We start from the raw sequence: 20,183 nt of genomic DNA on the forward strand, positions 1-20,183 counted from the left end.
GACGCAAAACTGCTCCTTTTCCGGTGAAAAGGAGCAGTTTTCTGTCTGCTCGCTGCTCAGGCGCGCAGGTAGTCCAGCTGGGCCTGGACCGATTTCTCGGCGGCGTCCCAGAGTTTCTGGTCGACGTCGGTGTAGACGTGCTCGACGACCTGACGGGCCGATGCCTCCTCGCCGAGTTCCCGTAGTGCCGCCCGTACCTGGTCCAACCGCTCTTCGCGGTGGGTCAGGTACATCGTGGTGACCTCACGAAGGTCGGGCAGGTCCGGGCCGTGTCCGGGTAGCACCGGGCGGGCGCCCAGGCCTTGGAGCCGGTGCAGCGACTCGAGGTAGTCACGCAGGCTGCCGTCCTCGGTGTCGATCACGGTGGTGCCGCGGCCCAACACAGTGTCGGCGGTCAGCACGGCGCCGTGGCCGTTGGCGTCGTCCAGCACGAACGACAGCGAGTCGACGGTGTGGCCCGGGGTGGCCAGCACCTTGATGCGCAGACCGGCCGCGTCGATCACCTCGCCGTCGGTCAGCGGCCCGCCCATCCCGCGCAGGAAGCCGCTGCCGACGGAACGGACGGTTGCGCCGGTGAGGTCGACGAGTTTGTCGATGCCGCCGGTGTGGTCCTCGTGTTTGTGACTGATCAACACCAATGCGACGGTCCCCAGCTCGGCGATGCGCGCGATGTGCGCCTCATCGTCGGGCCCGGGGTCGACGACGACGATCTCGTCGCTGCCGCGGCCGCGCAGCACCCAGGTGTTGGTGCCCTCCAGCGTCATCAGGCCGGGGTTGTCGCACAGCAGCACCGAGGCCGACACCGTGTCTGTTTCGACGACCGGCCTCAATTGCCCGTACGCGGGGTGCTGGAGACCCGGTGCCGCTGTCACGCTGTTTCGACGATGATCTCGACTTCGACCGGCGCGTTGCGCGGCAATTCCGACACGCCCACGGCGGACCGGGCGTGTGCGCCCGCCTCGCCGAAGATCTCCCCGAAGAGCTCAGAGGCACCGTTGACCACACCCGGCTGACCGTGGAATCCGGCGGCCGAGGCGACGAAGCCGACCACCTTGACCACCTTGACGACGGAGTCGATGCCGACCAGCGCGTGCACCGCGGCCAGGGCGTTGAGCCCGCAGACCCGGGCCAGGTCCTTGGCGTGCTCGGGGCTGATCTCGTCACCGACCTTGCCGGTGGCCAGCAGGTCACCCGCCTGGATCGGCAACTGACCGGCGGTGTAGACGAGGTTGCCGGTTCGCACCGCGGGCACGTAGGCGGCCAGCGGGGCGACCACGTCGGGCAGTTCGATGCCGAGTTCGGCCAGTCGCTGCGAATTGGTCACTTCGGTCGCTTGAGATAGGCGACGTGCTGCTCGCCTGTCGGGCCGGGCAACACGGAGACCAGTTCCCAGCCGTCCTGCCCCCACTGGTCGAGGATCTGTTTGGTGGCGTGGGTCAACAACGGCACCGTGGCGTACTCCCATTTGTTCACTTCGCTCACGCCGCCCACCTAGTTCCTTCGCTCATGGGCCTGAGCTTATCGGTCGAACGTCCAGGCTTGGTTAGCATGCACTGGTGGCAACCACTGAGAGCGGCGCCAAACATGTCGGCTGGCCGTCGCGGCTGACCAAGGCCCGACTGCACTTCGTTTCCGGCAAGGGCGGCACCGGCAAGTCCACGGTGGCCGCGGCCCTGGCCCTGGCCCTGGCTGCCGGTGGACGCAAGGTGCTCCTGGTCGAGGTCGAGGAGCGCCAAGGTATCGCGCAGCTGTTCGACGTGCCGCCATTGCCGTACGAGGAAGTCAAGGTCGCCACCGCCGACGGCGGCGGACAGGTCAACGCTCTGGCCATCGACATCGAGGCGGCGTTCCTGGAATACCTCGACATGTTCTACAACCTCGGGCTGGCCGGCCGCGCGATGCGCCGCATCGGGGCCATCGAGTTCGCCACCACCATCGCGCCCGGTCTGCGTGACGTCTTGCTCACCGGCAAGATCAAAGAGATCGTGGTGCGCACCCAGAACGATGCCAAGGGTAAGCGCGGCGTCTACGACGCGGTGGTGGTGGATTCGCCTCCGACCGGCCGCATTCCGCGGTTCCTGGATGTCACCAAGGCGGTCTCCGATCTGGCCAAGGGCGGCCCGGTGCACTCGCAGGCCGAGGGCGTCGTCAAGATCCTGCATTCCGAGCAGACCGCGATCCACCTGGTCACACTGCTGGAAGCGTTACCGATCCAGGAGACCCTGGAGGCGATCGAGGAGCTCAACGAGTTGGGTCTGCCGATCGGCAGCGTTATCGTCAACCGCAACATCCCGGCGCACCTGCCGGCCGAGGCGTTGGCCAAGGCGGCCGAGGGCGACATCGATGCCGACACGGTTCGCGCCGGATTGCAGAAGGCCGGAATCACGTTGTCCGACAACGACTTCGCCGGACTGCTCACCGAATCCATCCAACACGCCACCAGGATCGCCGCTCGGGCAGAAAGCGCCGAGCTGCTCGATGCCATCGACATTCCCCGACTGGAATTGCCCGCACTGACCGACGGCGTCGATCTCGGCAGCCTCTACGAACTCGCCGAAGCACTGGAACAGCAGGGAGTCCGATAACCATGAGCGCCCGCCCACCGGCATTGGACATGCACGCGATCCTGTCCGACACCGCCAACCGTGTCGTGGTCTGTTGCGGCGCAGGCGGAGTCGGCAAGACCACGACCGCCGCCGCGATGGCCCTGCGGGCCGCCGAATACGGGCGCACCGTCGTGGTGCTCACGATCGACCCGGCTCGTCGGCTGGCCCAGGCGCTGGGCATCAAGGATCTCGGCAACACGCCGCAGCGGGTTCCGCTGGCACCCGAGGTCACCGGTGAGCTACACGCGATGATGCTCGACATGCGCCGCACGTTCGACGAGATGGTGGTGCAGTACTCGGATCCCGGCCGTGCGGACGCCATCCTGGAGAACCAGTTCTACCAAACCGTGGCGACCTCGCTGGCCGGCACGCAGGAGTACATGGCGATGGAGAAGCTCGGCCAGCTTCTGGCCGAGGACAAGTGGGACTTGGTGGTGGTCGACACCCCGCCGTCACGCAACGCGCTGGATTTCCTCGACGCGCCGAAACGGTTGGGCAGCTTCATGGACAGCCGGTTGTGGCGCCTGCTGCTGGCGCCGGGCCGCGGCATCGGCAAGCTCGTCACCGGCGCCGTCGGGCTGGCCATGAAGGCCCTGTCGACCGTGCTCGGATCCCAAATGCTTTCTGATGCAGCTGGTTTCGTGCAGGCACTGGATGCCACTTTCGACGGGTTCCGGCAGAAGGCCGACAAGACCTACGAATTGCTCAAGCGTCGCGGAACCCAGTTCGTGGTCGTGTCCGCGGCCGAGCCCGACGCGTTGCGCGAGGCCTCCTTCTTCGTCGACCGGCTCTCGGCCGAGAACATGCCGCTGGCCGGGCTGATCCTCAACCGCACTCATCCCACGCTGTGCGACCTGCACGCCGAGAAGGCCGAGGAAGCCGCCGACGAGCTGGCAGCCGAGGATCCCGAATCGCTGACGGCGGCGGTGCTGCGTATCCACGCCGATCGCGCCCAGACCGCCAAGCGCGAAGTGCGGCTGCTGTCGCGGTTCACCGGGGCCAATCCGCATGTGGCGATCGTCGGGGTTCCGTCGCTGCCGTTCGATGTGTCCGATCTGGATGCGCTGCGGGCGATCGCCGATCAGATCACCGGGGTCGGCGCGCCCGCGTAAGAACCGTTCTCCAGATACCGGCGGATCTCGACGCGCGAACCGGTCGCCGACGCGGGCGCTGACCAAGACGATGGCGCCGGTGTAGTCCGCCGCGATTCCGGGCTCATGGAGAGTGACATCACCCAACAGGGGATCGTCGTCAGATTCGGTGGCCGCAGTCAGTGGTACCAACATCCCGGCCGCGCCAGAAATCAGCGCCGACAAGGGAACCACCACAACCGATTACATTACCGCCGCCGTACTTGCGGCATGCGGTTACACGGCGCTGCGATGTTTGCGCTGGGCGGCGAAGAACTCAGCCCACGAGTTGACCTCGGGATGCTGTTTGAGCAGGGCACGACGCTGACGTTCCGTCATCCCGCCCCAGACGCCGAACTCGACGCGGTTGTCGAGCGCGTCGGCCCCGCATTCGAGGATCACGGGGCAGTGCCGGCAGATCACCGCGGCTTTGCGTTGGGCAGCACCACGGACGAACAACTCGTCCGGATCGGCCTGGCGGCATCGCGCCTGCGAGACCCATGCGATCCGGGCTTCACCCTCGCCGCGGTGGACCAGGTTGGCAGCGGGAGCGGAAGCGTTCATTTTCTCTGCGACAGTTCGTGTACCTGACACCAGCGATCCCTTCGTTCCAGCCATCACCCCAGATGGCGGGCGTTGAACCTTCCGGTGTAGAACGCCCTTGCGATCTACGCCACACTGCGCCAGCGGGTGTTACCTGGATCGCACTGTGTGTCCAAGCTAGGTGGTCAGGCGGTATTTGTGCAACAGTTTGTGGCCGCCTTTTTTGGGACGGCCGTGCCGTCTGATCCGCCTCGGGGTGCGTCGCACCGTTTCCGCAGGCGAGCGGGATGAGCCCGGGTGCCCGCTCGCGGACAATGCCGGTGGGCAAGCTCGTTACTCTGTACGCATGCCGGAGCCGCCGACACGACCGCCCGCGCAACCACCTCAAGCGGTCACCGTCATCAAACTCGCCTGGTGCTGCTTGTTGGCCAGCGTGCTGGTGGCCGCGTTCATGTTCCCCGTGGTGGGCGGGATCGGCCTGATGTCCAACCGGGCCTCCGACGTGGTGGCCAACGGCTCGGCCGCCCTGGTCGAGGGTGACGTGCCGCAGGTCTCGACGATGGTCGACGCCAAGGGCAACACCATCGCCTGGCTGTATTCCCAGCGTCGCTTCGAGGTGCCCAGCGATCAGATCGCCAACACCATGAAGTTGGCCCTGGTCTCGATCGAGGACAAGCGGTTCGCCGAACACAACGGCGTGGACTGGCAGGGCACGCTGACGGGCCTCACCGGATACATGCGCGGCGACGCCGACACCCGCGGCGGTTCGACGATCGAGCAGCAGTACGTGAAGAACTACCAGTTGTTGGTGATCGCCCAGACCGACGCCGAGCGGCGTGCGGCGATCGAGACCACCCCGGCGCGCAAGCTGCGCGAGATCCGGATGGCCCTCACGCTGGACAAGACCTTCACCAAGCCCGAGATCCTCACCCGCTATCTCAACCTCGTCTCGTTCGGCAACGGCGCGTTCGGCGTCCAGGACGCCGCCCAGACCTATTTCGGGATCAACGCCTCGGAGCTGAACTGGCAGCAGGCCGCCCTGCTGGCCGGCATGGTGCAGTCCACCAGCGCGCTGAACCCCTACACCAACCCCGACGGCGCCCTGGCACGACGGAACCTGGTGCTGGACACCATGATCGAGAACATTCCGCAGGAGGCCCAGGCGCTGCGGGCGGCCAAGCAGCAGCCGCTGGGCGTCCTGCCGCAGCCCAACGAACTGCCGCGGGGCTGCATCGCCGCCGGTGACCGGGCCTTTTTCTGTGACTACGCGTTGGAGTACCTGGCCCGCGCGGGCCTGTCCAAGGAGCAGGTGGCCAAGGGCGGGTACCTGATCAAGACCACCCTGGAGCCGGACGTGCAGGGGTCGGTGAAGTCGGCGATCGACAGCATCGCCCGTCCCGACGCCCCCGGTATCGCCAGCGTGATGAGCGTGATCGAGCCGGGCAAGGAATCCCATCCGGTACTGGCCATGGCCAGTAACCGCACGTACGGCCTGAACACCGACGCCGGCGAAACGATGCAACCGCAGCCGTTCTCGCTCGTCGGCGATGGAGCCGGATCGATCTTCAAGATCTTCACCACGGCCGCGGCCATGGACATGGGGATGGGCATCAACACCCAGCTGCCCGTGCCCGGCTTCTTCCAGGCCAAGGGACTGGGCAGCAGCGATACTCCGGGATGCCCGAAGGAAACCTGGTGTGTGAAGAACGCCGGCGGCTACCGCGGCTCGATGAGCGTCACCGATGCCCTGGCCACTTCGCCGAACACCGCGTTCGCCAAGTTGATCTCGCAGATCGGCGTGCAACGTTCGGTGGACATGGCGGTCAAGTTGGGCCTGCGGTCCTATGCGCTGCCCGGCACCGCCCGTGACTACGACCCGGAGAGCAACGAGAGCCTGGCCGACTTCGTCAAACGGCAGAACATCGGCTCGTTCACCCTGGGCCCGATCGAGGTCAACGCGCTCGAGCTGTCCAACGTGGCGGCCACCCTGGCCTCCGGCGGGACCTGGTGCCCACCCAACCCGATCGCCCAGGTGGTCGACCGGCACGGCAACGAGGTGTCGGTGACCACCGAGACCTGCGAACAGGCGGTGCCCGAGGGCCTGGCCAACACCCTGGCCAATGCGATGAGCAAGGACGACCAGCCCGGCGGCACCGCGGCCGGGTCGGCCGGATCGGTGGGCTGGGACCTGCCGATGTCGGGTAAGACCGGAACCACCGAGGCGCACCGCTCGTCGGGCTTCCTCGGTTTCACCAACCAGTACGCGGCGGCCAACTACATCTACGACGATTCCACCAACCCCGGCGAGCTGTGCTCCTTCCCGCTGCGCCAGTGCGGCAACGGTGATTTGTACGGCGGTAACGAGCCGGCCCGCACCTGGTTCACTGCGATGAAACCGATCGCCAACAACTTCGGGCCGGTGGCCTTGCCGCCCACCGATCCGCGTTATGTCGACGGCGGTCCGGGCTCCGTCGTGCCGACCGTGATCGGGTTGGACGAGACCGCCGCCCGCCAGCGCCTGCGGGAGTCCGGTTTCCAGGTGGCCGACGGCGCAGCCTCGGTCAACAGCAGTTCGCGTTACGGCACGGTGGTCGGCACATCGCCCAGCGGGCAGACGATTCCGGGCTCGATCATCACCATCCAGATCAGCAACGGCATCCCACCGGCCCCGCCTCCGCCGCCGCCGATCGGGTTCCCGATACCCGGCGGCCCGCCGCCGGAGATCGGCCAGACCGTGGTCGAGATCCCGGGACTGCCGCCGATCACCGTGCCGGTGTTGGGACCGCCACCGCCCCCGTGACACCCGGTTCGCAGTAGGCTTGGCGGCATGTCAGTAAAGAAGGCAGCCGCCGTCACAGCGGGTTCGCTGGTCGCCGGGATCGGCTACGCATCCCTCATCGAGCGCAACGCGTTCGTGCTGCGGGAAGCGACGATGCCGGTACTGGCGCCGGGCTCGTCGCCCCTGCGGGTGCTGCATCTGTCCGATCTGCACATGCGCCCCAATCAGCGGCGCAAGCAGGCGTGGCTGCGCGATCTGGCTCGGCTCGAGCCCGACCTGGTGGTCAACACCGGTGACAACCTGGCGCATCCCAAGGCCGTACCCGCCGTCGTGCAGTCCCTCAGCGAACTGATGTCGGTGCCGGGCCTGTTCGTGTTCGGCAGCAACGACTATTTCGCGCCGCGGCTGAAGAACCCGCTGAACTACATCACCAACCCGCAGCACCGCACCCACGGTGAGCCGCTGCCGTGGCAGGATCTGCGCGCGGTCTTCACCGAGCGCGGCTGGCTGGACATGACCCACGTTCGGCGCGATGTCGAGGTCGCGGGGCTGCACATCTCGGTGGCCGGCGTCGATGATCCGCACCTCAAGCGCGACCGCTACGACACCATCGCGGGACGGGCCAACGGCGCGGCGAACCTGACGCTGGGCCTCACCCATTCCCCCGAGCCTCGGGTGCTCGACCGTTTCGCCGAGGACGGCTACCAGCTGGTGCTGGCCGGCCACACCCACGGCGGTCAGCTGTGTCTGCCGTTCTACGGGGCGATCGTGACCAACTGCGAGCTGGATCGCTCGCGCGCCAAGGGCGCTTCGAAGTGGGGTTCACACATGCAGCTGCACGTGTCGGCGGGTATCGGCACGTCGCCGTTCGCGCCGGTGCGGTTCTGCTGCCGCCCGGAAGCCACCCTGCTGACGCTCGTCGCGGCGCCGACCGGTGGCGGCCACGTCGGGACCCGGGCCGGACAGTCCTCGCCGGCCGTCTCGGCACGCTGAGCGCCGATGGCGTCCAGCGCCTCCCGGGCCCGGCCGCGCCTGTGGGTGGACAATGCGGTCCGGCTGATCGAAGCCGACGCGAAACGCAGCGCTGACACCCATCTGCTGCGGTACCCGCTGCCCACCGGGTGGCCCGATTTCGATGTGGCGCTGTATCTGAAGGACGAGTCCACCCACATCACCGGCAGCCTCAAGCACCGGCTGGCCCGCTCGCTGTTCCTCTACGGGCTGTGCAACGGGTGGATCGACGAGAACACCACGGTCATCGAGGCGTCCTCGGGGTCGACGGCGGTGTCCGAGGCCTATTTCGCCGCACTGCTGGGCCTGCCGTTCATCGCGGTGGTTCCCGCCTCGACCAGTGGTTCGAAGATCGCCCTGATCGAAGCCCAGGGCGGCCGTTGCCATTTCGTCGCCGAGTCCTCGCAGGTGTACGCCGAAGCCCAGCGGTTGGCCGAGGAGACCGGCGGGCACTATCTGGACCAGTTCACCAACGCCGAGCGGGCCACCGACTGGCGCGGCAACAACAACATCGCCGAATCGATCTACGAACAGATGCGGCTGGAACCACATCCGGTCCCGGAGTGGATCGTGGTGGGGGCGGGCACCGGTGGCACCAGTGCGACGATCGGCCGCTACATCCGCTACCGCAGACACGCCACGCAGTTGTGCGTCGTCGACCCCGAGAACTCCGCCTTCTATCCCGGCTATGCGCAGGGCCGCGACGACGTCGTCACCGGCGCGTCGTCACGGATCGAAGGGATCGGCCGCCCGCGCGTGGAGCCGTCGTTTCTGCCCGGCGTGGTCGACCGGATGATCGCCGTGCCCGACGGCGCTTCGGTGGCCGCGGCGCATCACGCCAGCCGGGTTCTCGGCCGCCGCGTGGGGCCGTCGACCGGCACCAACCTGTGGGGCGCCTTCGGACTGTTGGCGGAAATGATCGCGAACGGGCGCAGCGGGTCGGTGGTGACCCTGCTGGCCGACAGCGGCGACCGCTACTCGGACACCTACTTCGACGCCGACTGGCTGAGCGCCCAGGGGCTGCAGTTGTCGGAGTCTGCGGCGGTGCTCTCGGAGTTCGAGCGTTCCGGCAGCTGGTCGTGATCGGCCGTCAGGAACAGCCACATCGCTGCCAGGGCGAAGAAGCCCAGATAGACGGCGGCACCTAGAACGGTCATGACCTGATCAACGTCATGTGGGCCCCGGTTGCTTCCCGGCGTGCCTAGACCCTTTGCGCCGTTTTCCACACCAGGGTCGTGAAAAGTCGACGCCAACGACCCCCAGGTGGAAAACGGCGAACCCCGTGGCAGTGATGTACCGGTAGCCGTTTGGCTTTGGAGGTGCCCGGTGCGATAGGCTGTCGAAGCTTCACGCGGGGTGTGGCGCAGCTTGGTAGCGCGCTTCGTTCGGGACGAAGAGGTCGTGGGTTCGAATCCCGCCACCCCGACAGTGCAAGCAAGGCCCAGACCAGAGTAATCCGGTTTGGGCCTTGCTCGTTTCACGAACCGCGATGGTCTAGATATTGGTAGACAAACAGGTAGCATCGGCCGCATGAAGACGGTGACAGTGGGTCAGCTGCGCCAGAACCCGACAGATGTTCTGGCCGACGTCGAGGCGGGGACGACTTACGCAATCACGCGGCATAGCCATGTCATCGGTCACATCATTCCGCCCAATAAGACCCTGGATATCGCGCCGCCGAAAAAATCCGGTGCCGCACACACGCAATCGCTCGAGCGGGTTGAACTGACCTCCGCAGCATCGATCGATGATCTGATCGACGATGCCCGAGGCGATTGGTGACTTACTTCTACCTCGACTCGTCGGTCGCCGTGCGGATCCTGCTCGGGCATTCGATGCCGGCAGCCGCCTGGTTCGATACAGCAACGGGTGATCCTGAGACATCCGTCATCTCGTCGCGACTCCTACGAACGGAACTCACTCGGGTACTGCGCCGTGAGGGACTTCCAGTGCAGCGCCGCGACGCGCTGCTCGACTATGTCGGCATGCTGCCGATCAGCGACGCTCTGCTGGCCGAGGCTGAGGCCATCGTCCCGCACATCAAGACGCTTGATGCGATCCACTTGGCGTCCGTGATCCGCAGCGGTCTCGACGCGACAGTTGTCTCCCACGACGCGACGATGCTGTCGGTAGCCGGCGAACTCGGGTACGCCACACTGGATCCCTGCCGTTGAGCGGGTCAGTGCGGGTGGTTTTTCTTGCCGTGTCCCTTGTTGCCATGCCCCTTACCGTTGCCGTGATTCCCGGTGTCTTCGGGCATGGTCGGCAGCACGGTCGGGACACTCGTGGCGACCGGCACGGTCGGCTCGACAGGCGCAAGAGGTGCGACAGAGGGAGTCCCCGGAGTGACGGGGGCTCGCTGCGGTGGCGGGTCGGCGATCAGCAGAACGGCTCCGAGGATGACGGCAGCCATGACCGCGAGGGACGCGAGCGCTATCCGCAGGCGTGAGCGACGAGGCGGTAGCGGCGTAGGCAGCACCAGGGTGGCCGGCCGTGCAGACGGGGCACCACAAAGCGCGGCCCGCATGGCCATCGCGTCGGGAAAGCGGTAGGCCGGGTCGCGGGACATGGCTGTCTCCAGCACCTGGGCCAGCACCGGATCAGCGTCGGGACGCAGCATCATCAGAGGCAGGGCCGGCTCGTCGACAACCGCCCGCATCGTGGCGATCGGGTTGCCCCGGTCGAAGGGCCGGCGTCCGGTCAGCGCCTCGTAGCCCAGCACTCCGAGCGCATACAGGTCGTCGGACACCGAGGCGGGCTGCCCGGTGATCCGCTGGGGGCTCAGATAATCCGGGGTGCCGAATACGATTCCGGCCTGGGTGTGCGCGGTGCCGACGGTCTTGGCGATGCCGAAGTCGGAGAGTTTGGCGTTGCCGGTGTCGGTGATCAGAACGTTGCCCGGCTTGATGTCGCGATGCAGGATGCCTGCGCCGTGCGCGGCGGTCAACGCGCCGAGCAGGTCGGTGAGCACCCAACGCACCCGGTCGCTTGACAACGGTCCGGTCGCGATCTCGTCGGCCAGGGTCGGCCCGGGCAGCCGTTCCATCACGAGGAACGGGGTGTCGCGATGCTCGCCGGTGTCGTGCACGACGACGATGTTCGGGTGGTTCAGCGCCGCCGCGGCGCGGGCCTCGTCCTCGAACCGGCGCCGCATCACCACATCGGTGGCCAGGCCGGGATGGAGCAGTTTGATCGCCACCGGCCGCGACAGCCTGGTGTCCCAGCCATCGCGCACCTCGGCCACCCCGCCGCGACCGACAACGCCGCGTAGTTCGTAGCGGTTGGCGAGGAGGTGATCGACGCTCCCCATAGGGCGACTATTGCACACGCCCGCGTGTGAGCCGGGTTACCGCTGCTCGGTCAGTCACCGGATTGCGGCGCGGTCCAATGGACGACCTTCATCGCCGTCATCTCATCGAGCAGTTCGGGGCCGAAACCGAAACCGGATCCGCTGGCCCGTCGCGGCTCGGATGCGCCGCCGGGCGCGCCACCGAAGACGTTGTTGATCTTCACGGTGCCGACCGGAAGGGCCCGCCAGGCCTCTTGCGCGTGGCTCATGTCGTTGGTGAGCACGGTGGCGGCCAGCCCGTAACGGTCGTCGGCGGCGTCATCCACTGCGGTGGCGAAATCGGGCACCGCCCGCACCGGGGCGATCGGGCCGAACGTCTCTTCGCTCATCACGAGCATCTCGGGGGTGCACTCGGTCAGCACCGTGGGCGGATAAAAGCTGCCGGGTCCCTGCGTGGGCTCACCGCCGGCGCGCACCTGGGCGCCGCGGTCTACCGCGTCGGCGACGTGGGCGTGCACGTGTTGGCGGTGTCGCTCGTCGACCAAGGGGCCGATCCGCTCAGCCCACTCCCCCGCCTGCGCAACCAGCGCCTCGATGAACGACTCGGCCGCCGATTGGACGACGAAGATGCGCTCCACCGAGACGCAGATCTGTCCGGCGTTGGCGAAGCAGCCGAGCGCGGCCTGCTCGGCCGCCCACTGCGGGTCGACGCCGGCGTCGACGATCAACGCGTCGTTGCCTCCGTTTTCCAGCAGTGCCTTGGCCCCGCGCTGTGCGCAGGCCAGCGCGATCTCCCGGCCGGTCGCGCTGCTGCCGACATGTGCGACGACGTCGACCTCGGCGGCCGCCGCCAGTTGGGCCCCGACTGCGCCGTCCCCGTCGACGATCTCCAGCACACCGTCGGGCAGTTGGGCGGCGAGCAACTCGGCGAACCGCCGGCCGGTCTGCGGGCAACGTTCACTTGGCTTGTGCACCACGGTGTTTCCGGTCACCAACGCCGCACCGAGCAGACCGGCGGCCACCGCGACCGGATCGTTCCACGGCGTCAGCACCGCCACCACGCCGCGCGGTTGCGGAATCATCAGATCGGTGGCCGACCAACCGCCCTGCAGCGTCGAACCCCGGTGCAGCGGCCCGAGTTCGGCGTACTGACGCAGCGTGCCCACCCCGGCCTGCACACCACCGAGGGAGTCGGCCGCCGTCTTACCGGTCTCGCGTTCGTTGAGCGTGGCGAGTTCGTCGGCCGCCGCCCGCACCACCTCGGCCGCCGTGGCGACCGCAGCAGCCCGTTCGGCCGGTGCGGTCCTGGCCCATTCCGAGCGGGCATTGGCGGCGCGGGCGACCGCCCGCTCGACGGCTGCGGGTTCGGTGACGGCCACGCGGCTCACGACCTCGCCGGTGTGTGGATCGCGGACGGTGATGCGGTCACTCAATGTCGAAGTCACGGTGTGGGGCGTACCCGTTGCCGACGGTTCCAATCCCCGCCGATCCGCCCAACCAAGCGGTTGATAGCGTCGCCGGATGGCCGCGTTGAGCTGGATCGCCCAACTTCTGCAGTTTGACCGCGAGGGCGACGACTTCTGTATCCGCGAACCGCGTCGCGGCGCGGTCGAGCGGCTGTTCGGCGGCCTGATCGCGGCGCAGTCGCTGGCCGCGGCCGGCGCCACCGTCGACGACGGCAAACTGCCGCAGTCGCTGCACACCTACTTCGTCCGCGGCGGACGCTACGACGCCGAGGTCCAGTTCCACGTCGACCGCACCCGCGACGGACGCACATTCGCCACCCGCCATGTCACCGCCAGCCAGGATGGCGCGGTGATCCTGGAGATGATGGTCTCGTTCCACGAACCCGAGCCCGGGTTGGACTGGTACCCCGACGCTCCGCCCACCCTGGAGCTCGACGCGGCCGTCCCCAAATCCGAGGTGATGGATTTCGGTGACAAATTCGACCTGCGCACCATGGCCGCCGATGACTCCGAATTCGCGGTCTCGCCGTTTTGGATCCGCACCCAGCAGGAGATCGAAGACGACCCGTTGATCCGGGCCTGCACCCTGACCTTCCTGTCGGACCTCGGGCCCGTGCCGTCGGCCCTGCCGCCGACCGTCACCCTGCGCGCCGACCTGGGATTCGCCGCCAGCCTGGATCACTCGATCTGGTTTCACCGACCGTTCCGACCGCAGCACTGGCACCGCTACGAGCTGCGGCCGGCCAACCACAACGATTCCCGTGGGCTGGCCCGCGGCTCGCTCTACGACGCGGCGGGCACCCTGATCGCCAGTGTCAACCAGGAAGCACTCTGGCGAATCGCCCAGGATTAACCGGCACGTTTGCAACCGCGGCCCGGCGGGCAGTCGGTGACGATGAAGATCTCCGACGTCGCATCCTGGCCGGTCGAGCTCGGCGCCGCAGCACGGCACCGGCGCCTGTTCCACCCGAGCGGAGTATTGGCGCGCGGCACGCTCGAACGCAGCGCCCCCGAAGGCAGAGGCCTGCCGCTCTACTCGTGCGACGTGGTCGGGCGGCTGTCCAAGGGGGTGGGGACGCCGGATTCGGTGCCGGACATCGCCGGTGTGGCCTGGCGGATGCCTCCGCAGTTGTCCGGCACACCGTGGGATGTGCTGTTGGCCTCCACTTTGGCCGGCAACCGTTTTGTGTTGTGGCCGGCCAATTCGTGGTCGGGCATCACGTTCTCCAGCGTGATGCCGCTGCGGTACGAGGGCAAAGTGTGGTGGCTGCGGGCCAAGTTGCGCACCGAGTTCGACGGCGCCGGCCTGTCCCTGGACAGCGTGAGTGGCCAGCTGGAACGCGGCGGCATCGACTTCGACATCGAACAGTGCGGTGCCAGTGGCGAATTCGAGCCCCTGGCCCGGCTGTCACTTGACCAGAAGCTGCCGCACGACCGCGACGTATCCTTCGATCCGGTTCTGCACCGGGCCGCCGGGGTCACCCTCGTCCCCGATTGGCTGGCCGACGTTCGCCGCGTGGCCTACCGGAAGAGCCGGATCGGGCGGGACGCCGAATAGCACGGCATAGCCGCTCGGAGTAGCCACTCAGTCGGGAGGTTCCTGCGTGTCGTGTTTGGTGCTCTGGACGTCCGGGGTGTCCTCCGGAACCTCTTTCGTCCGATCAGGCTTGTCACCGCTGTCGTCACGGTGCTCTTCGTCGTAGATCCCCTTACCCGTTGGCATGCGCCCTCGGATACCCGGTGTCGCGCGTTTCAACCCCACCGCCACGGGTATGCGCAGCCGACCCCCGGAAGGAAATCAACATGGACGCTTTGACATTTCTCCGTCAAGACCACAAGAGCGTACTGGGCATGCTGGAGGTTCTCGATGGCGCGCCGACCGGCCCCGGCGCGCAGGAAAGTGGGTTGGCCACCATGGTGACCAACCTGATCATCGCCGAATCCCAGCATGAGGCCATCGAAGAACAGCTGTTCTGGCCGATGGTCCGCGACGTGCTCGACAACGGCGACGAACTGGCCGATGAGGCGATCGAGCAGGAAGAAGCCGGCAAGGAGTTGTTGCAGCGGCTTGAAGACGGCGAGCCCGGCGAACCCGATTATCACGACGCGCTCCGCGAATTCGTGAAAGTCGGCCGCGAGCACATCGTGTTCGAGGAGGACGTGGTGTGGCCGAAGTTCGAGGCCGCCGTCGACCGTGAAGAACGCGAGAAGCTCGGCGCCAAGCTGGAACAGGCCAAGAAGGTCGCGCCCACCCGTCCGCACCCGGACACCCCCTCGGGTGCAACCGCACAGAAGACCATGGGTGCGGCGGCCGCGATGATGGACCGAGTCCGCGACGCCGCGACCGGACGCGACGAGGACAACCCGCCCGACCCGCAGATCCAGTGAGCAGTGAGCAGTGAGCAGTGAGCATCCCCTGACGGCCCGCGTCCCGAAGGCGCCGGCCGTCAGCCATAGAATGACATCGAATTACAAAGCAGCGGAATGCTGTTCGTGGGTGAACGGCTTTTCGCAGTCCACGGCGGGGCTGCCCTCGGGGTTCTTCTTCGCGCCCTGATTCTGGCGCAACCTCCCACCGAGCCACTCCTCCTGCGGCTTGTTGACGTACTTCCACTTCATGCCCTCGGGCCACGGCCCCTGGCCCTGGTTCCACGGACCGCGCGCATCGCCGGTGCCGTTGGACATGTTGAACGCGACGTTCTGGAACCGGTCGTCGCCCGGGGCTTGCCCCGGCGGGAAGTTCACCGGTAGTTCGTTGAGCGCCGCGGTGAACTGCTGGAAGTGGGCCACTTCGCGGGTCATCAGGAACGTCAGGGTGTCCTGTACACCCGGATCGTCGGTGAACTGCTTGAGATATTCGTAGACGATCTTGGCCCGTGATTCGGCGGCCAGGTTGCTGCGCAGATCCACCGACGGATCGCCGTTGGCGTTGACGTAGGAGCCACTCCACGGCACGCCCGCCGAATTACTGACATCGGGCCCGCCGCCGGTCAACGCAAAGTACAGCGGGTTGACCGCGACGCTGTGGATGATCTGGTCCCGCCCGTCGGCGTCGCCCACCGCGGGCATCCAGTCACATCGCTCGTTGGCGATCTTCAGGTCGTCGTTGAGGCCGTCGAGCAGCATCGTGATCATCGAACCGACCATCTCCAGGTGGGACAACTCCTCGGTGGCGATGTCCATGAAGAGGTCGTACATCTTCGGGCTCTTCTCGCGCAGCACGAATGCCTGCGTGAAGTACTGCATGGCGGCCTTCAATTCGCCGTTCGCGCCGCCGAACTGCTCCTGCAGCAGGCTGGCGAAGCGTGGGTCGGGCTCGGTGACCCGAACCTCGAATTGCAGATCCTTGTTGTGGACGAACATCCCGGGTACCTCCAAAGGGCTGAAAACGGGTGGGATCGGCGGCGGGTACCCGGGCGCAGCCGTCCCAAACGTCTTCAGAGCCGGGCTTTTACCGCCGCGGAGAGCCGTGCGCCGTCGGCCTTGCCCGCGGCAATGGCCGTGGCGGCCTTCATCACCTGGCCCATCTGTCGCATCCCTGGACGTTCCCCGAGCTGCTCGGCCACCTGGGCGATCGCGGTATCAGCGACGTCGGCCAGTTCGGCGTCGGTCAGCGGAGTCGGCAGGTACTCGTCGATGACGCGGGCCTCGGCATGTTCGTTGGCCGCCAACTCACCCCGACCGTTCTGGGTGTAGATCTGCGCCGCCTCGCCGCGCTTCTTCGATTCCCGGGCCAGCACCGCGATCACCTCGGCGTCGGACAGTTCACGGGCCTGCTTGCCCGCGACTTCCTCGCTCTGGACCGCGGCCAGCACCATGCGCAGCGTGGCGGTGCGCAGCTTGTCCTGCGACTTCATCGCGTCGGTCAGATCGGCACGCAGCTTGTCCTTGAGGTCGGCCATAGCGTCAACCTACGCCGCGATCAGTTCGCGCCCGCCATGAATTTCGCATCGACAGACACCGCGACCTCGATGTCGGCCGGGGTGAAATCGAGTTCGGGTGCTCCGCCTACCCCAGCCGGGGCGGCCGCGGCCCGCAGCATCGGCGGGCCAGATGACGCCAGCGGGTTGCGGCCGAGCATGCCGGCGTCGGCGATCGTCACGGGGTGCACCGGGCCGAGATCCAATGCGTCGGCATAGCGCTGGGCGCGGGAGACCGCGTCCTGTACCGCGCGGGTGTGCACGTCGGCGACGAGTTCGTCGCGGCGCTTGACCGTCAGGGCCCACTCGATGCGCGACAACGTGAACCCGCCGGTCTCGGTGACGTGCCCGCCGACCCACCGCGACAAGGCGGTGAAGTCGCTGAACTTCACCTCCAGGCCGACGCTGGCGTGGTGCACGAGCGGCAACTGCTTGCCCTCGTTGTTCCAGGGCCGGTTGGCCCAGGTGCGGACCTGCCCGGTGGACCACCAGGTGACCGGCCCGGCAGCGGGATCGTGCAGCGGGGAGATCGAGGATTTCACGACATCCAGGTCGCGAACCAACCGCTCGTACACGGGCTCGATGGCCGGCCCCTCGTAACCGAGCATGACATGCGCCGTCGCGCGTTCAGGCGGCTGAAAAGCGGAAAACGACCCGCGCACGATGATCTCGGTCGGCATGCCCTCACCGTAGTTGCTGCCGGCAACTACGGTGAAAGGATGACGAGCGGTCAGCCACACCTTGCTCACTTTTCGGCAGGTAGCGTCATCCCGCTCCGTCCCCTGAGCCTGACCGACATCTTCAACGGTGCGGTGGCCTACGTCCGGACCAATCCGAAGGCGACGCTCGGGCTGGCCACCGTCGTCGTGCTGGCCGCGCAGATCATCACGCTCGCATTGCAAGTCGGTCCGCTGTCGGCACTCGGCGAATTCGATTCCACGCTGCAGGGCGAGCCGCCGTCGGCGGGCACGATCGCGGTCTTCGCCGGCGGAACGTTCGCCGGCATCGTCGTCACAACGCTGGCCTCGCTTCTGCTCAGCGGGATGCTCACCGTGGTGATCGGCCGCTCGGTGTTCGGCGGAACCATCACCATCGGTGAGGCCTGGCAACGGCTGCGTGGTCGGCTGCCCGCGCTCATCGGGCTGACGGTCTTGCAGGGGCTGGCGTTGGTGGTGGTCGTCGCGGCCGTGGCGGTCATGATCGCCGGTGCGGGCGCCGCCGTCGGCGCGTTGGGGGCATTCGCGGTCGGTGCGCCGCTGGTGCTCCTCACGCTCGTCGCCGTGCTCTACGTGTCGACGGTGCTGTTGTTCGCGCCTGCGGTCATCGTGTTGGAGCAACGTGGCATCGTCGCCGCGATCGGGCGGTCATTCGCGTTGGTGAAGAAGGACTTCTGGCGGGTGTTCGGTATCTGGGTGCTCGCCACGTTCGTGGCCTCGATCATCGCCTGGGGCGTGGGTGCGCCGTTCAACATCGCCGGCGAGACCATGTCTCTCGTGGCCGACGGGCCGTCATTGCCGGGGTTGGCCCTGAGCGCGGTCGGCGCGGCCATCGGACAGATCGTCACGGCGCCGTTCAGCGCGGGCGTGGTGGTGCTGCTGTATGCCGACCGCCGGTTCCGGGCCGAGGCGTTCGATCTGATGTTGCGGACCGGGGCCGTGGCGCCCGCCGAGACCGCCGATCGACTCTGGCTGCCGCGGTAGTGCTGAGGTGACGACCATCGACATCGACCGGGATGCTGCGCACGACGCCGCACAGAACGAACTGAGCAAGCCGATCTATCCGCGGGCCTCACCGACCGATCAGATCGGTGACTGGCTCAACGAGCTGCTGTACCGGATCGCCTCGGCCGGTTCCCGGATGCCCGGCGGCTGGTTCACGATCTCGGTGCTGGTGATCCTGGTCGTGGCGGCCGCCGTGGTGGCGGTGCGGATCGCCCGACGCACCATGCGTACTGACCGCAACACCGACCCCGCGCTGTTCGACAGTGCGACGCTCAGCGCCGCACAGCACCGGACGATCGCCGAACAGTTTGCCGCCCAAGGTGATTGGTCGGAAGCAATCCGGCACCGGGTCCGCGCGCTGGCCCGCAGTTTCGAAGAGACCGGGGTGCTCGACCCGGTCCCGGGCCGCACCGCGACCGAACTGGCCCGTGACGCCGCAGCGGTCCTGCCCGCCCTGTCGAGCGAACTGTATAGCGCAGCAAACACATTCAACGATGTCACCTACGGTGAACAGCCGGGAACCGAATCCGCCTACCGGGCGATCGCCACGCTGGACGAGGCCGCGGTGCGATGAAGGGACGTTTGCGCACGACGCGGTGGGTGCTGCTGGCCTTCGTCGTCATCGTCGCGGTGGCGGTCGCCACCGTCTATCTGACCGCGCCGCGCCCCGGCGGTGCGATGGATCCCGACTCCACCTCGCCGGGCGGGACGCACGCGTTGGTCAGCCTGTTGCGCGACCACAGTGTCGAGGTGATCACCGCCGCCACAGCCGAGGATGTACAACGCGCGGCCCGGCCCGGCACATTGCTGGTGGTGGCACAGACGATCTATCTGTCTAGTGCGGAAACGGTGGCGCAGCTGGCCGACGTTCCCGGTGATCTGCTGCTGGTCGCACCGACGGCGCTCACCCGCGAGAAGCTGGCCCCGCAGATCAAGCTCGACAAGCCGACGGAGTTCGGCGGCGACCAGCCGGATTGTGAACTGCCCGAGGCGAAACGCGCCGGCCGCACCCAGCTGGGCAGCACCGACACCTACACCGCCAAGGATGTCGAGCTGACGTCGTGCTACGGCGGTGCCCTGGTGCGCTACCACGACGGGGCCCGCACCGTGACGGTCGTCGGCACCGGCGACTTCATGATGAACTCGCGCCTGCTCAAGGACGGGAACGCCGCGCTGGCGATGAACCTGGCCGGTGCCGCCCCGCGGGTGATCTGGTATGCACCACAACATTTCGAGGCCGGCTCGTCAGGTGACGGCACGCTGTCGGATCTGATGCCGCCGCAGGTGCGGTGGATCGTGCTGCAACTGTGCCTGGTGGTGGCGGTACTGGCGGTGGCACAGGCGCGCCGGCTCGGTCCGCTGGTCGCCGAACCCCTGCCCGTCGTGGTCCGCGCCTCGGAGACCGTCGAGGGGCGCGGCCGGCTCTACCGGTCGCGACGCGCGCGGGACCGGGCCGCCGATGCGTTGCGCTCCGCGACGCTGGGGCGACTACTCCCCCGGCTCGGCCTCAGCGCCGGGGCCGCGCCGCCGGCTGTCGCGGCCGCCGTCGCGGCCCGCTGCGGTATCTCCGCGGCAGCTGCGGGCCCGGTGCTGTTCGGCCCGGCCCCGAGCACCGATGCCGAACTCGTCCATCTCGCACATCAACTCGACGACATCGAAAGGCAGGTCGCGCACTCGTGACTCAGCCCAGCACCGAGAACACCGACAACGCCCGCGAT

Annotated in this window: 23 protein-coding genes and 1 tRNA gene; 14 read left to right on the forward strand and 10 right to left on the reverse strand. The window is 67.5% G+C overall.

The annotated features are described in order from the left end of the window. Positions 1-56: 56 nt before the first annotated feature. Genes A5740_RS20690 through A5740_RS28525 form a run of 3 tightly spaced genes read right to left on the reverse strand, consistent with a single transcriptional unit; the run spans position 57 to position 1,482 of the window. A complete protein-coding gene (locus tag A5740_RS20690; protein ID WP_076197103.1) occupies positions 57-872 on the reverse strand; it encodes an MBL fold metallo-hydrolase in 816 nt (271 codons plus the stop codon). After that, entirely contained in the window at positions 869-1,324 is a 456-nt protein-coding gene (locus tag A5740_RS20695; protein WP_076197105.1) for a RidA family protein, read from the reverse strand. The genes A5740_RS20690 and A5740_RS20695 overlap by 4 nt, the downstream gene beginning before the upstream one ends. Next, entirely contained in the window at positions 1,321-1,482 is a 162-nt protein-coding gene (locus tag A5740_RS28525; protein WP_076197247.1) for a DUF4177 domain-containing protein, read from the reverse strand. Before A5740_RS28525 ends, A5740_RS20695 begins: the two co-directional genes overlap by 4 nt. Before the next feature lie 71 nt (positions 1,483-1,553). On the opposite strand from A5740_RS28525, the gene A5740_RS20705 reads away from it, so the two are divergent. Together A5740_RS20705 and A5740_RS20710 are read left to right on the forward strand one after the other, a co-directional pair. Then, a complete protein-coding gene (locus tag A5740_RS20705) occupies positions 1,554-2,585 on the forward strand; it encodes an ArsA family ATPase (protein WP_175616310.1) in 1,032 nt (343 codons plus the stop codon). Between the two features lie 2 nt (positions 2,586-2,587). After that, positions 2,588-3,718, forward strand: coding sequence for an ArsA family ATPase (locus tag A5740_RS20710; protein WP_076197109.1), 1,131 nt, complete (start codon positions 2,588-2,590; stop codon positions 3,716-3,718). Positions 3,719-3,973: 255 nt separating this feature from the next. Here A5740_RS20710 and A5740_RS20715 read toward each other — a convergent pair whose 3' ends face one another. Continuing rightward, positions 3,974-4,300 carry a WhiB family transcriptional regulator gene (locus A5740_RS20715; RefSeq protein WP_067769721.1) on the reverse strand — a complete coding sequence of 109 codons (327 nt, stop codon included), beginning with the start codon at positions 4,298-4,300 and terminating at the stop codon, positions 3,974-3,976. A 325-nt stretch (positions 4,301-4,625) separates the two neighbouring features. Between A5740_RS20715 and ponA2 the strand changes: the two genes are divergently transcribed. The 6 genes from ponA2 to A5740_RS20745 all read left to right on the forward strand — a co-directional run bounded on the left by ponA2 (position 4,626) and on the right by A5740_RS20745 (position 10,243). Continuing rightward, entirely contained in the window at positions 4,626-7,079 is a 2,454-nt protein-coding gene (gene ponA2, locus A5740_RS20720; protein WP_076197111.1) for a transglycosylase/D,D-transpeptidase PonA2, read from the forward strand. Between the two features lie 27 nt (positions 7,080-7,106). Continuing rightward, positions 7,107-8,051, forward strand: a complete 945-nt coding sequence (locus A5740_RS20725; RefSeq protein WP_076197113.1) for a metallophosphoesterase — start codon at positions 7,107-7,109, stop codon at positions 8,049-8,051. Positions 8,052-8,057: 6 nt separating this feature from the next. Further along, entirely contained in the window at positions 8,058-9,152 is a 1,095-nt protein-coding gene (locus A5740_RS20730) for a PLP-dependent cysteine synthase family protein (protein ID WP_076197115.1), read from the forward strand. A 269-nt stretch (positions 9,153-9,421) separates the two neighbouring features. Further along, positions 9,422-9,495 (forward strand) — tRNA-Pro (locus A5740_RS20735). A 104-nt stretch (positions 9,496-9,599) separates the two neighbouring features. Beyond that, positions 9,600-9,851: a type II toxin-antitoxin system Phd/YefM family antitoxin gene (locus tag A5740_RS29200; protein WP_076197117.1), complete on the forward strand. Its 252-nt coding sequence runs from the start codon at positions 9,600-9,602 to the stop codon at positions 9,849-9,851. Beyond that, entirely contained in the window at positions 9,848-10,243 is a 396-nt protein-coding gene (locus tag A5740_RS20745) for a PIN domain-containing protein (protein ID WP_217696705.1), read from the forward strand. Before A5740_RS29200 ends, A5740_RS20745 begins: the two co-directional genes overlap by 4 nt. A gap of 5 nt (positions 10,244-10,248) precedes the next feature. Here A5740_RS20745 and A5740_RS20750 read toward each other — a convergent pair whose 3' ends face one another. Together A5740_RS20750 and A5740_RS20755 are read right to left on the reverse strand one after the other, a co-directional pair. Then, positions 10,249-11,379, reverse strand: coding sequence for a serine/threonine-protein kinase (locus A5740_RS20750; protein WP_076197121.1), 1,131 nt, complete (start codon positions 11,377-11,379; stop codon positions 10,249-10,251). Positions 11,380-11,429: 50 nt separating this feature from the next. Further along, a complete protein-coding gene (locus A5740_RS20755) occupies positions 11,430-12,803 on the reverse strand; it encodes an aldehyde dehydrogenase family protein (protein ID WP_254849272.1) in 1,374 nt (457 codons plus the stop codon). A 76-nt stretch (positions 12,804-12,879) separates the two neighbouring features. Between A5740_RS20755 and A5740_RS20760 the strand changes: the two genes are divergently transcribed. Continuing rightward, positions 12,880-13,677, forward strand: a complete 798-nt coding sequence (locus A5740_RS20760) for an acyl-CoA thioesterase II (protein ID WP_076197123.1) — start codon at positions 12,880-12,882, stop codon at positions 13,675-13,677. Between the two features lie 42 nt (positions 13,678-13,719). Further along, a complete protein-coding gene (locus A5740_RS20765) occupies positions 13,720-14,382 on the forward strand; it encodes a phosphodiesterase (RefSeq protein WP_076197125.1) in 663 nt (220 codons plus the stop codon). 27 nt (positions 14,383-14,409) lie between these two features. Here A5740_RS20765 and A5740_RS28810 read toward each other — a convergent pair whose 3' ends face one another. Continuing rightward, positions 14,410-14,547, reverse strand: a complete 138-nt coding sequence (locus A5740_RS28810) for a hypothetical protein (protein WP_175616306.1) — start codon at positions 14,545-14,547, stop codon at positions 14,410-14,412. An 80-nt stretch (positions 14,548-14,627) separates the two neighbouring features. On the opposite strand from A5740_RS28810, the gene A5740_RS20770 reads away from it, so the two are divergent. After that, positions 14,628-15,212, forward strand: a complete 585-nt coding sequence (locus A5740_RS20770; RefSeq protein WP_076197127.1) for a hemerythrin domain-containing protein — start codon at positions 14,628-14,630, stop codon at positions 15,210-15,212. Positions 15,213-15,293: 81 nt separating this feature from the next. Here A5740_RS20770 and A5740_RS20775 read toward each other — a convergent pair whose 3' ends face one another. The 3 genes from A5740_RS20775 to A5740_RS20785 all read right to left on the reverse strand — a co-directional run bounded on the left by A5740_RS20775 (position 15,294) and on the right by A5740_RS20785 (position 17,424). Then, positions 15,294-16,187 (reverse strand): manganese catalase family protein, encoded by an 894-nt coding sequence (locus A5740_RS20775; protein WP_076197129.1) that lies wholly within the window; start codon positions 16,185-16,187, stop codon positions 15,294-15,296. A gap of 74 nt (positions 16,188-16,261) precedes the next feature. Next, on the reverse strand, positions 16,262-16,726 hold the full coding sequence (locus tag A5740_RS20780; protein ID WP_076197131.1) for a GatB/YqeY domain-containing protein: 465 nt from the start codon (positions 16,724-16,726) through the stop codon (positions 16,262-16,264). A gap of 20 nt (positions 16,727-16,746) precedes the next feature. After that, complete coding sequence (locus A5740_RS20785; RefSeq protein ID WP_076197251.1) at positions 16,747-17,424, reverse strand: SIMPL domain-containing protein; 678 nt, start codon at positions 17,422-17,424, stop codon at positions 16,747-16,749. Between the two features lie 39 nt (positions 17,425-17,463). Between A5740_RS20785 and A5740_RS20790 the strand changes: the two genes are divergently transcribed. From A5740_RS20790 to A5740_RS20800, 3 genes are read left to right on the forward strand one after another with little or no spacing between them, the layout of a single operon-like run. Further along, entirely contained in the window at positions 17,464-18,444 is a 981-nt protein-coding gene (locus A5740_RS20790; protein ID WP_076197133.1) for a hypothetical protein, read from the forward strand. A 7-nt stretch (positions 18,445-18,451) separates the two neighbouring features. Beyond that, the gene (locus tag A5740_RS20795) at positions 18,452-19,039 is read left to right on the forward strand and encodes a DUF4129 domain-containing protein (RefSeq protein ID WP_076197135.1); all 588 of its coding nucleotides are present in this window, start codon (positions 18,452-18,454) and stop codon (positions 19,037-19,039) included. Continuing rightward, positions 19,036-20,145 (forward strand): DUF4350 domain-containing protein, encoded by a 1,110-nt coding sequence (locus tag A5740_RS20800; protein ID WP_076197137.1) that lies wholly within the window; start codon positions 19,036-19,038, stop codon positions 20,143-20,145. The genes A5740_RS20795 and A5740_RS20800 overlap by 4 nt, the downstream gene beginning before the upstream one ends. Positions 20,146-20,183: the final 38 nt, after the last annotated feature.

The sequence above is a fragment of the Mycobacterium sp. GA-1841 genome, assembly GCF_001954135.1.
Classification (GTDB): domain Bacteria; phylum Actinomycetota; class Actinomycetes; order Mycobacteriales; family Mycobacteriaceae; genus Mycobacterium.

What these genes read in the sequence shown, in the direction of transcription:
- A5740_RS20790 (WP_076197133.1), top strand. Translation starts at nt 17,464, where the DNA reads ATGACGAGCGGTCAGCCACACCTTGCTCACTTTTCGGCAGGTAGCGTC.
- A5740_RS20770 (WP_076197127.1), top strand. Translation starts at nt 14,628, where the DNA reads ATGGACGCTTTGACATTTCTCCGTCAAGACCACAAGAGCGTACTGGGC.
- A5740_RS29200 (WP_076197117.1), top strand. Translation starts at nt 9,600, where the DNA reads ATGAAGACGGTGACAGTGGGTCAGCTGCGCCAGAACCCGACAGATGTT.
- A5740_RS20730 (WP_076197115.1), top strand. Translation starts at nt 8,058, where the DNA reads ATGGCGTCCAGCGCCTCCCGGGCCCGGCCGCGCCTGTGGGTGGACAAT.
- A5740_RS20765 (WP_076197125.1), top strand. Translation starts at nt 13,720, where the DNA reads ATGAAGATCTCCGACGTCGCATCCTGGCCGGTCGAGCTCGGCGCCGCA.
- A5740_RS28810 (WP_175616306.1), bottom strand. Translation starts at nt 14,547, where the DNA reads ATGCCAACGGGTAAGGGGATCTACGACGAAGAGCACCGTGACGACAGC.
- A5740_RS20760 (WP_076197123.1), top strand. Translation starts at nt 12,880, where the DNA reads ATGGCCGCGTTGAGCTGGATCGCCCAACTTCTGCAGTTTGACCGCGAG.
- A5740_RS20800 (WP_076197137.1), top strand. Translation starts at nt 19,036, where the DNA reads ATGAAGGGACGTTTGCGCACGACGCGGTGGGTGCTGCTGGCCTTCGTC.
- ponA2 (WP_076197111.1), top strand. Translation starts at nt 4,626, where the DNA reads ATGCCGGAGCCGCCGACACGACCGCCCGCGCAACCACCTCAAGCGGTC.
- A5740_RS20780 (WP_076197131.1), bottom strand. Translation starts at nt 16,726, where the DNA reads ATGGCCGACCTCAAGGACAAGCTGCGTGCCGATCTGACCGACGCGATG.
- A5740_RS20785 (WP_076197251.1), bottom strand. Translation starts at nt 17,424, where the DNA reads ATGCCGACCGAGATCATCGTGCGCGGGTCGTTTTCCGCTTTTCAGCCG.
- A5740_RS20715 (WP_067769721.1), bottom strand. Translation starts at nt 4,300, where the DNA reads ATGAACGCTTCCGCTCCCGCTGCCAACCTGGTCCACCGCGGCGAGGGT.
- A5740_RS20775 (WP_076197129.1), bottom strand. Translation starts at nt 16,187, where the DNA reads ATGTTCGTCCACAACAAGGATCTGCAATTCGAGGTTCGGGTCACCGAG.
- A5740_RS20725 (WP_076197113.1), top strand. Translation starts at nt 7,107, where the DNA reads ATGTCAGTAAAGAAGGCAGCCGCCGTCACAGCGGGTTCGCTGGTCGCC.
- A5740_RS20750 (WP_076197121.1), bottom strand. Translation starts at nt 11,379, where the DNA reads ATGGGGAGCGTCGATCACCTCCTCGCCAACCGCTACGAACTACGCGGC.
- A5740_RS20710 (WP_076197109.1), top strand. Translation starts at nt 2,588, where the DNA reads ATGAGCGCCCGCCCACCGGCATTGGACATGCACGCGATCCTGTCCGAC.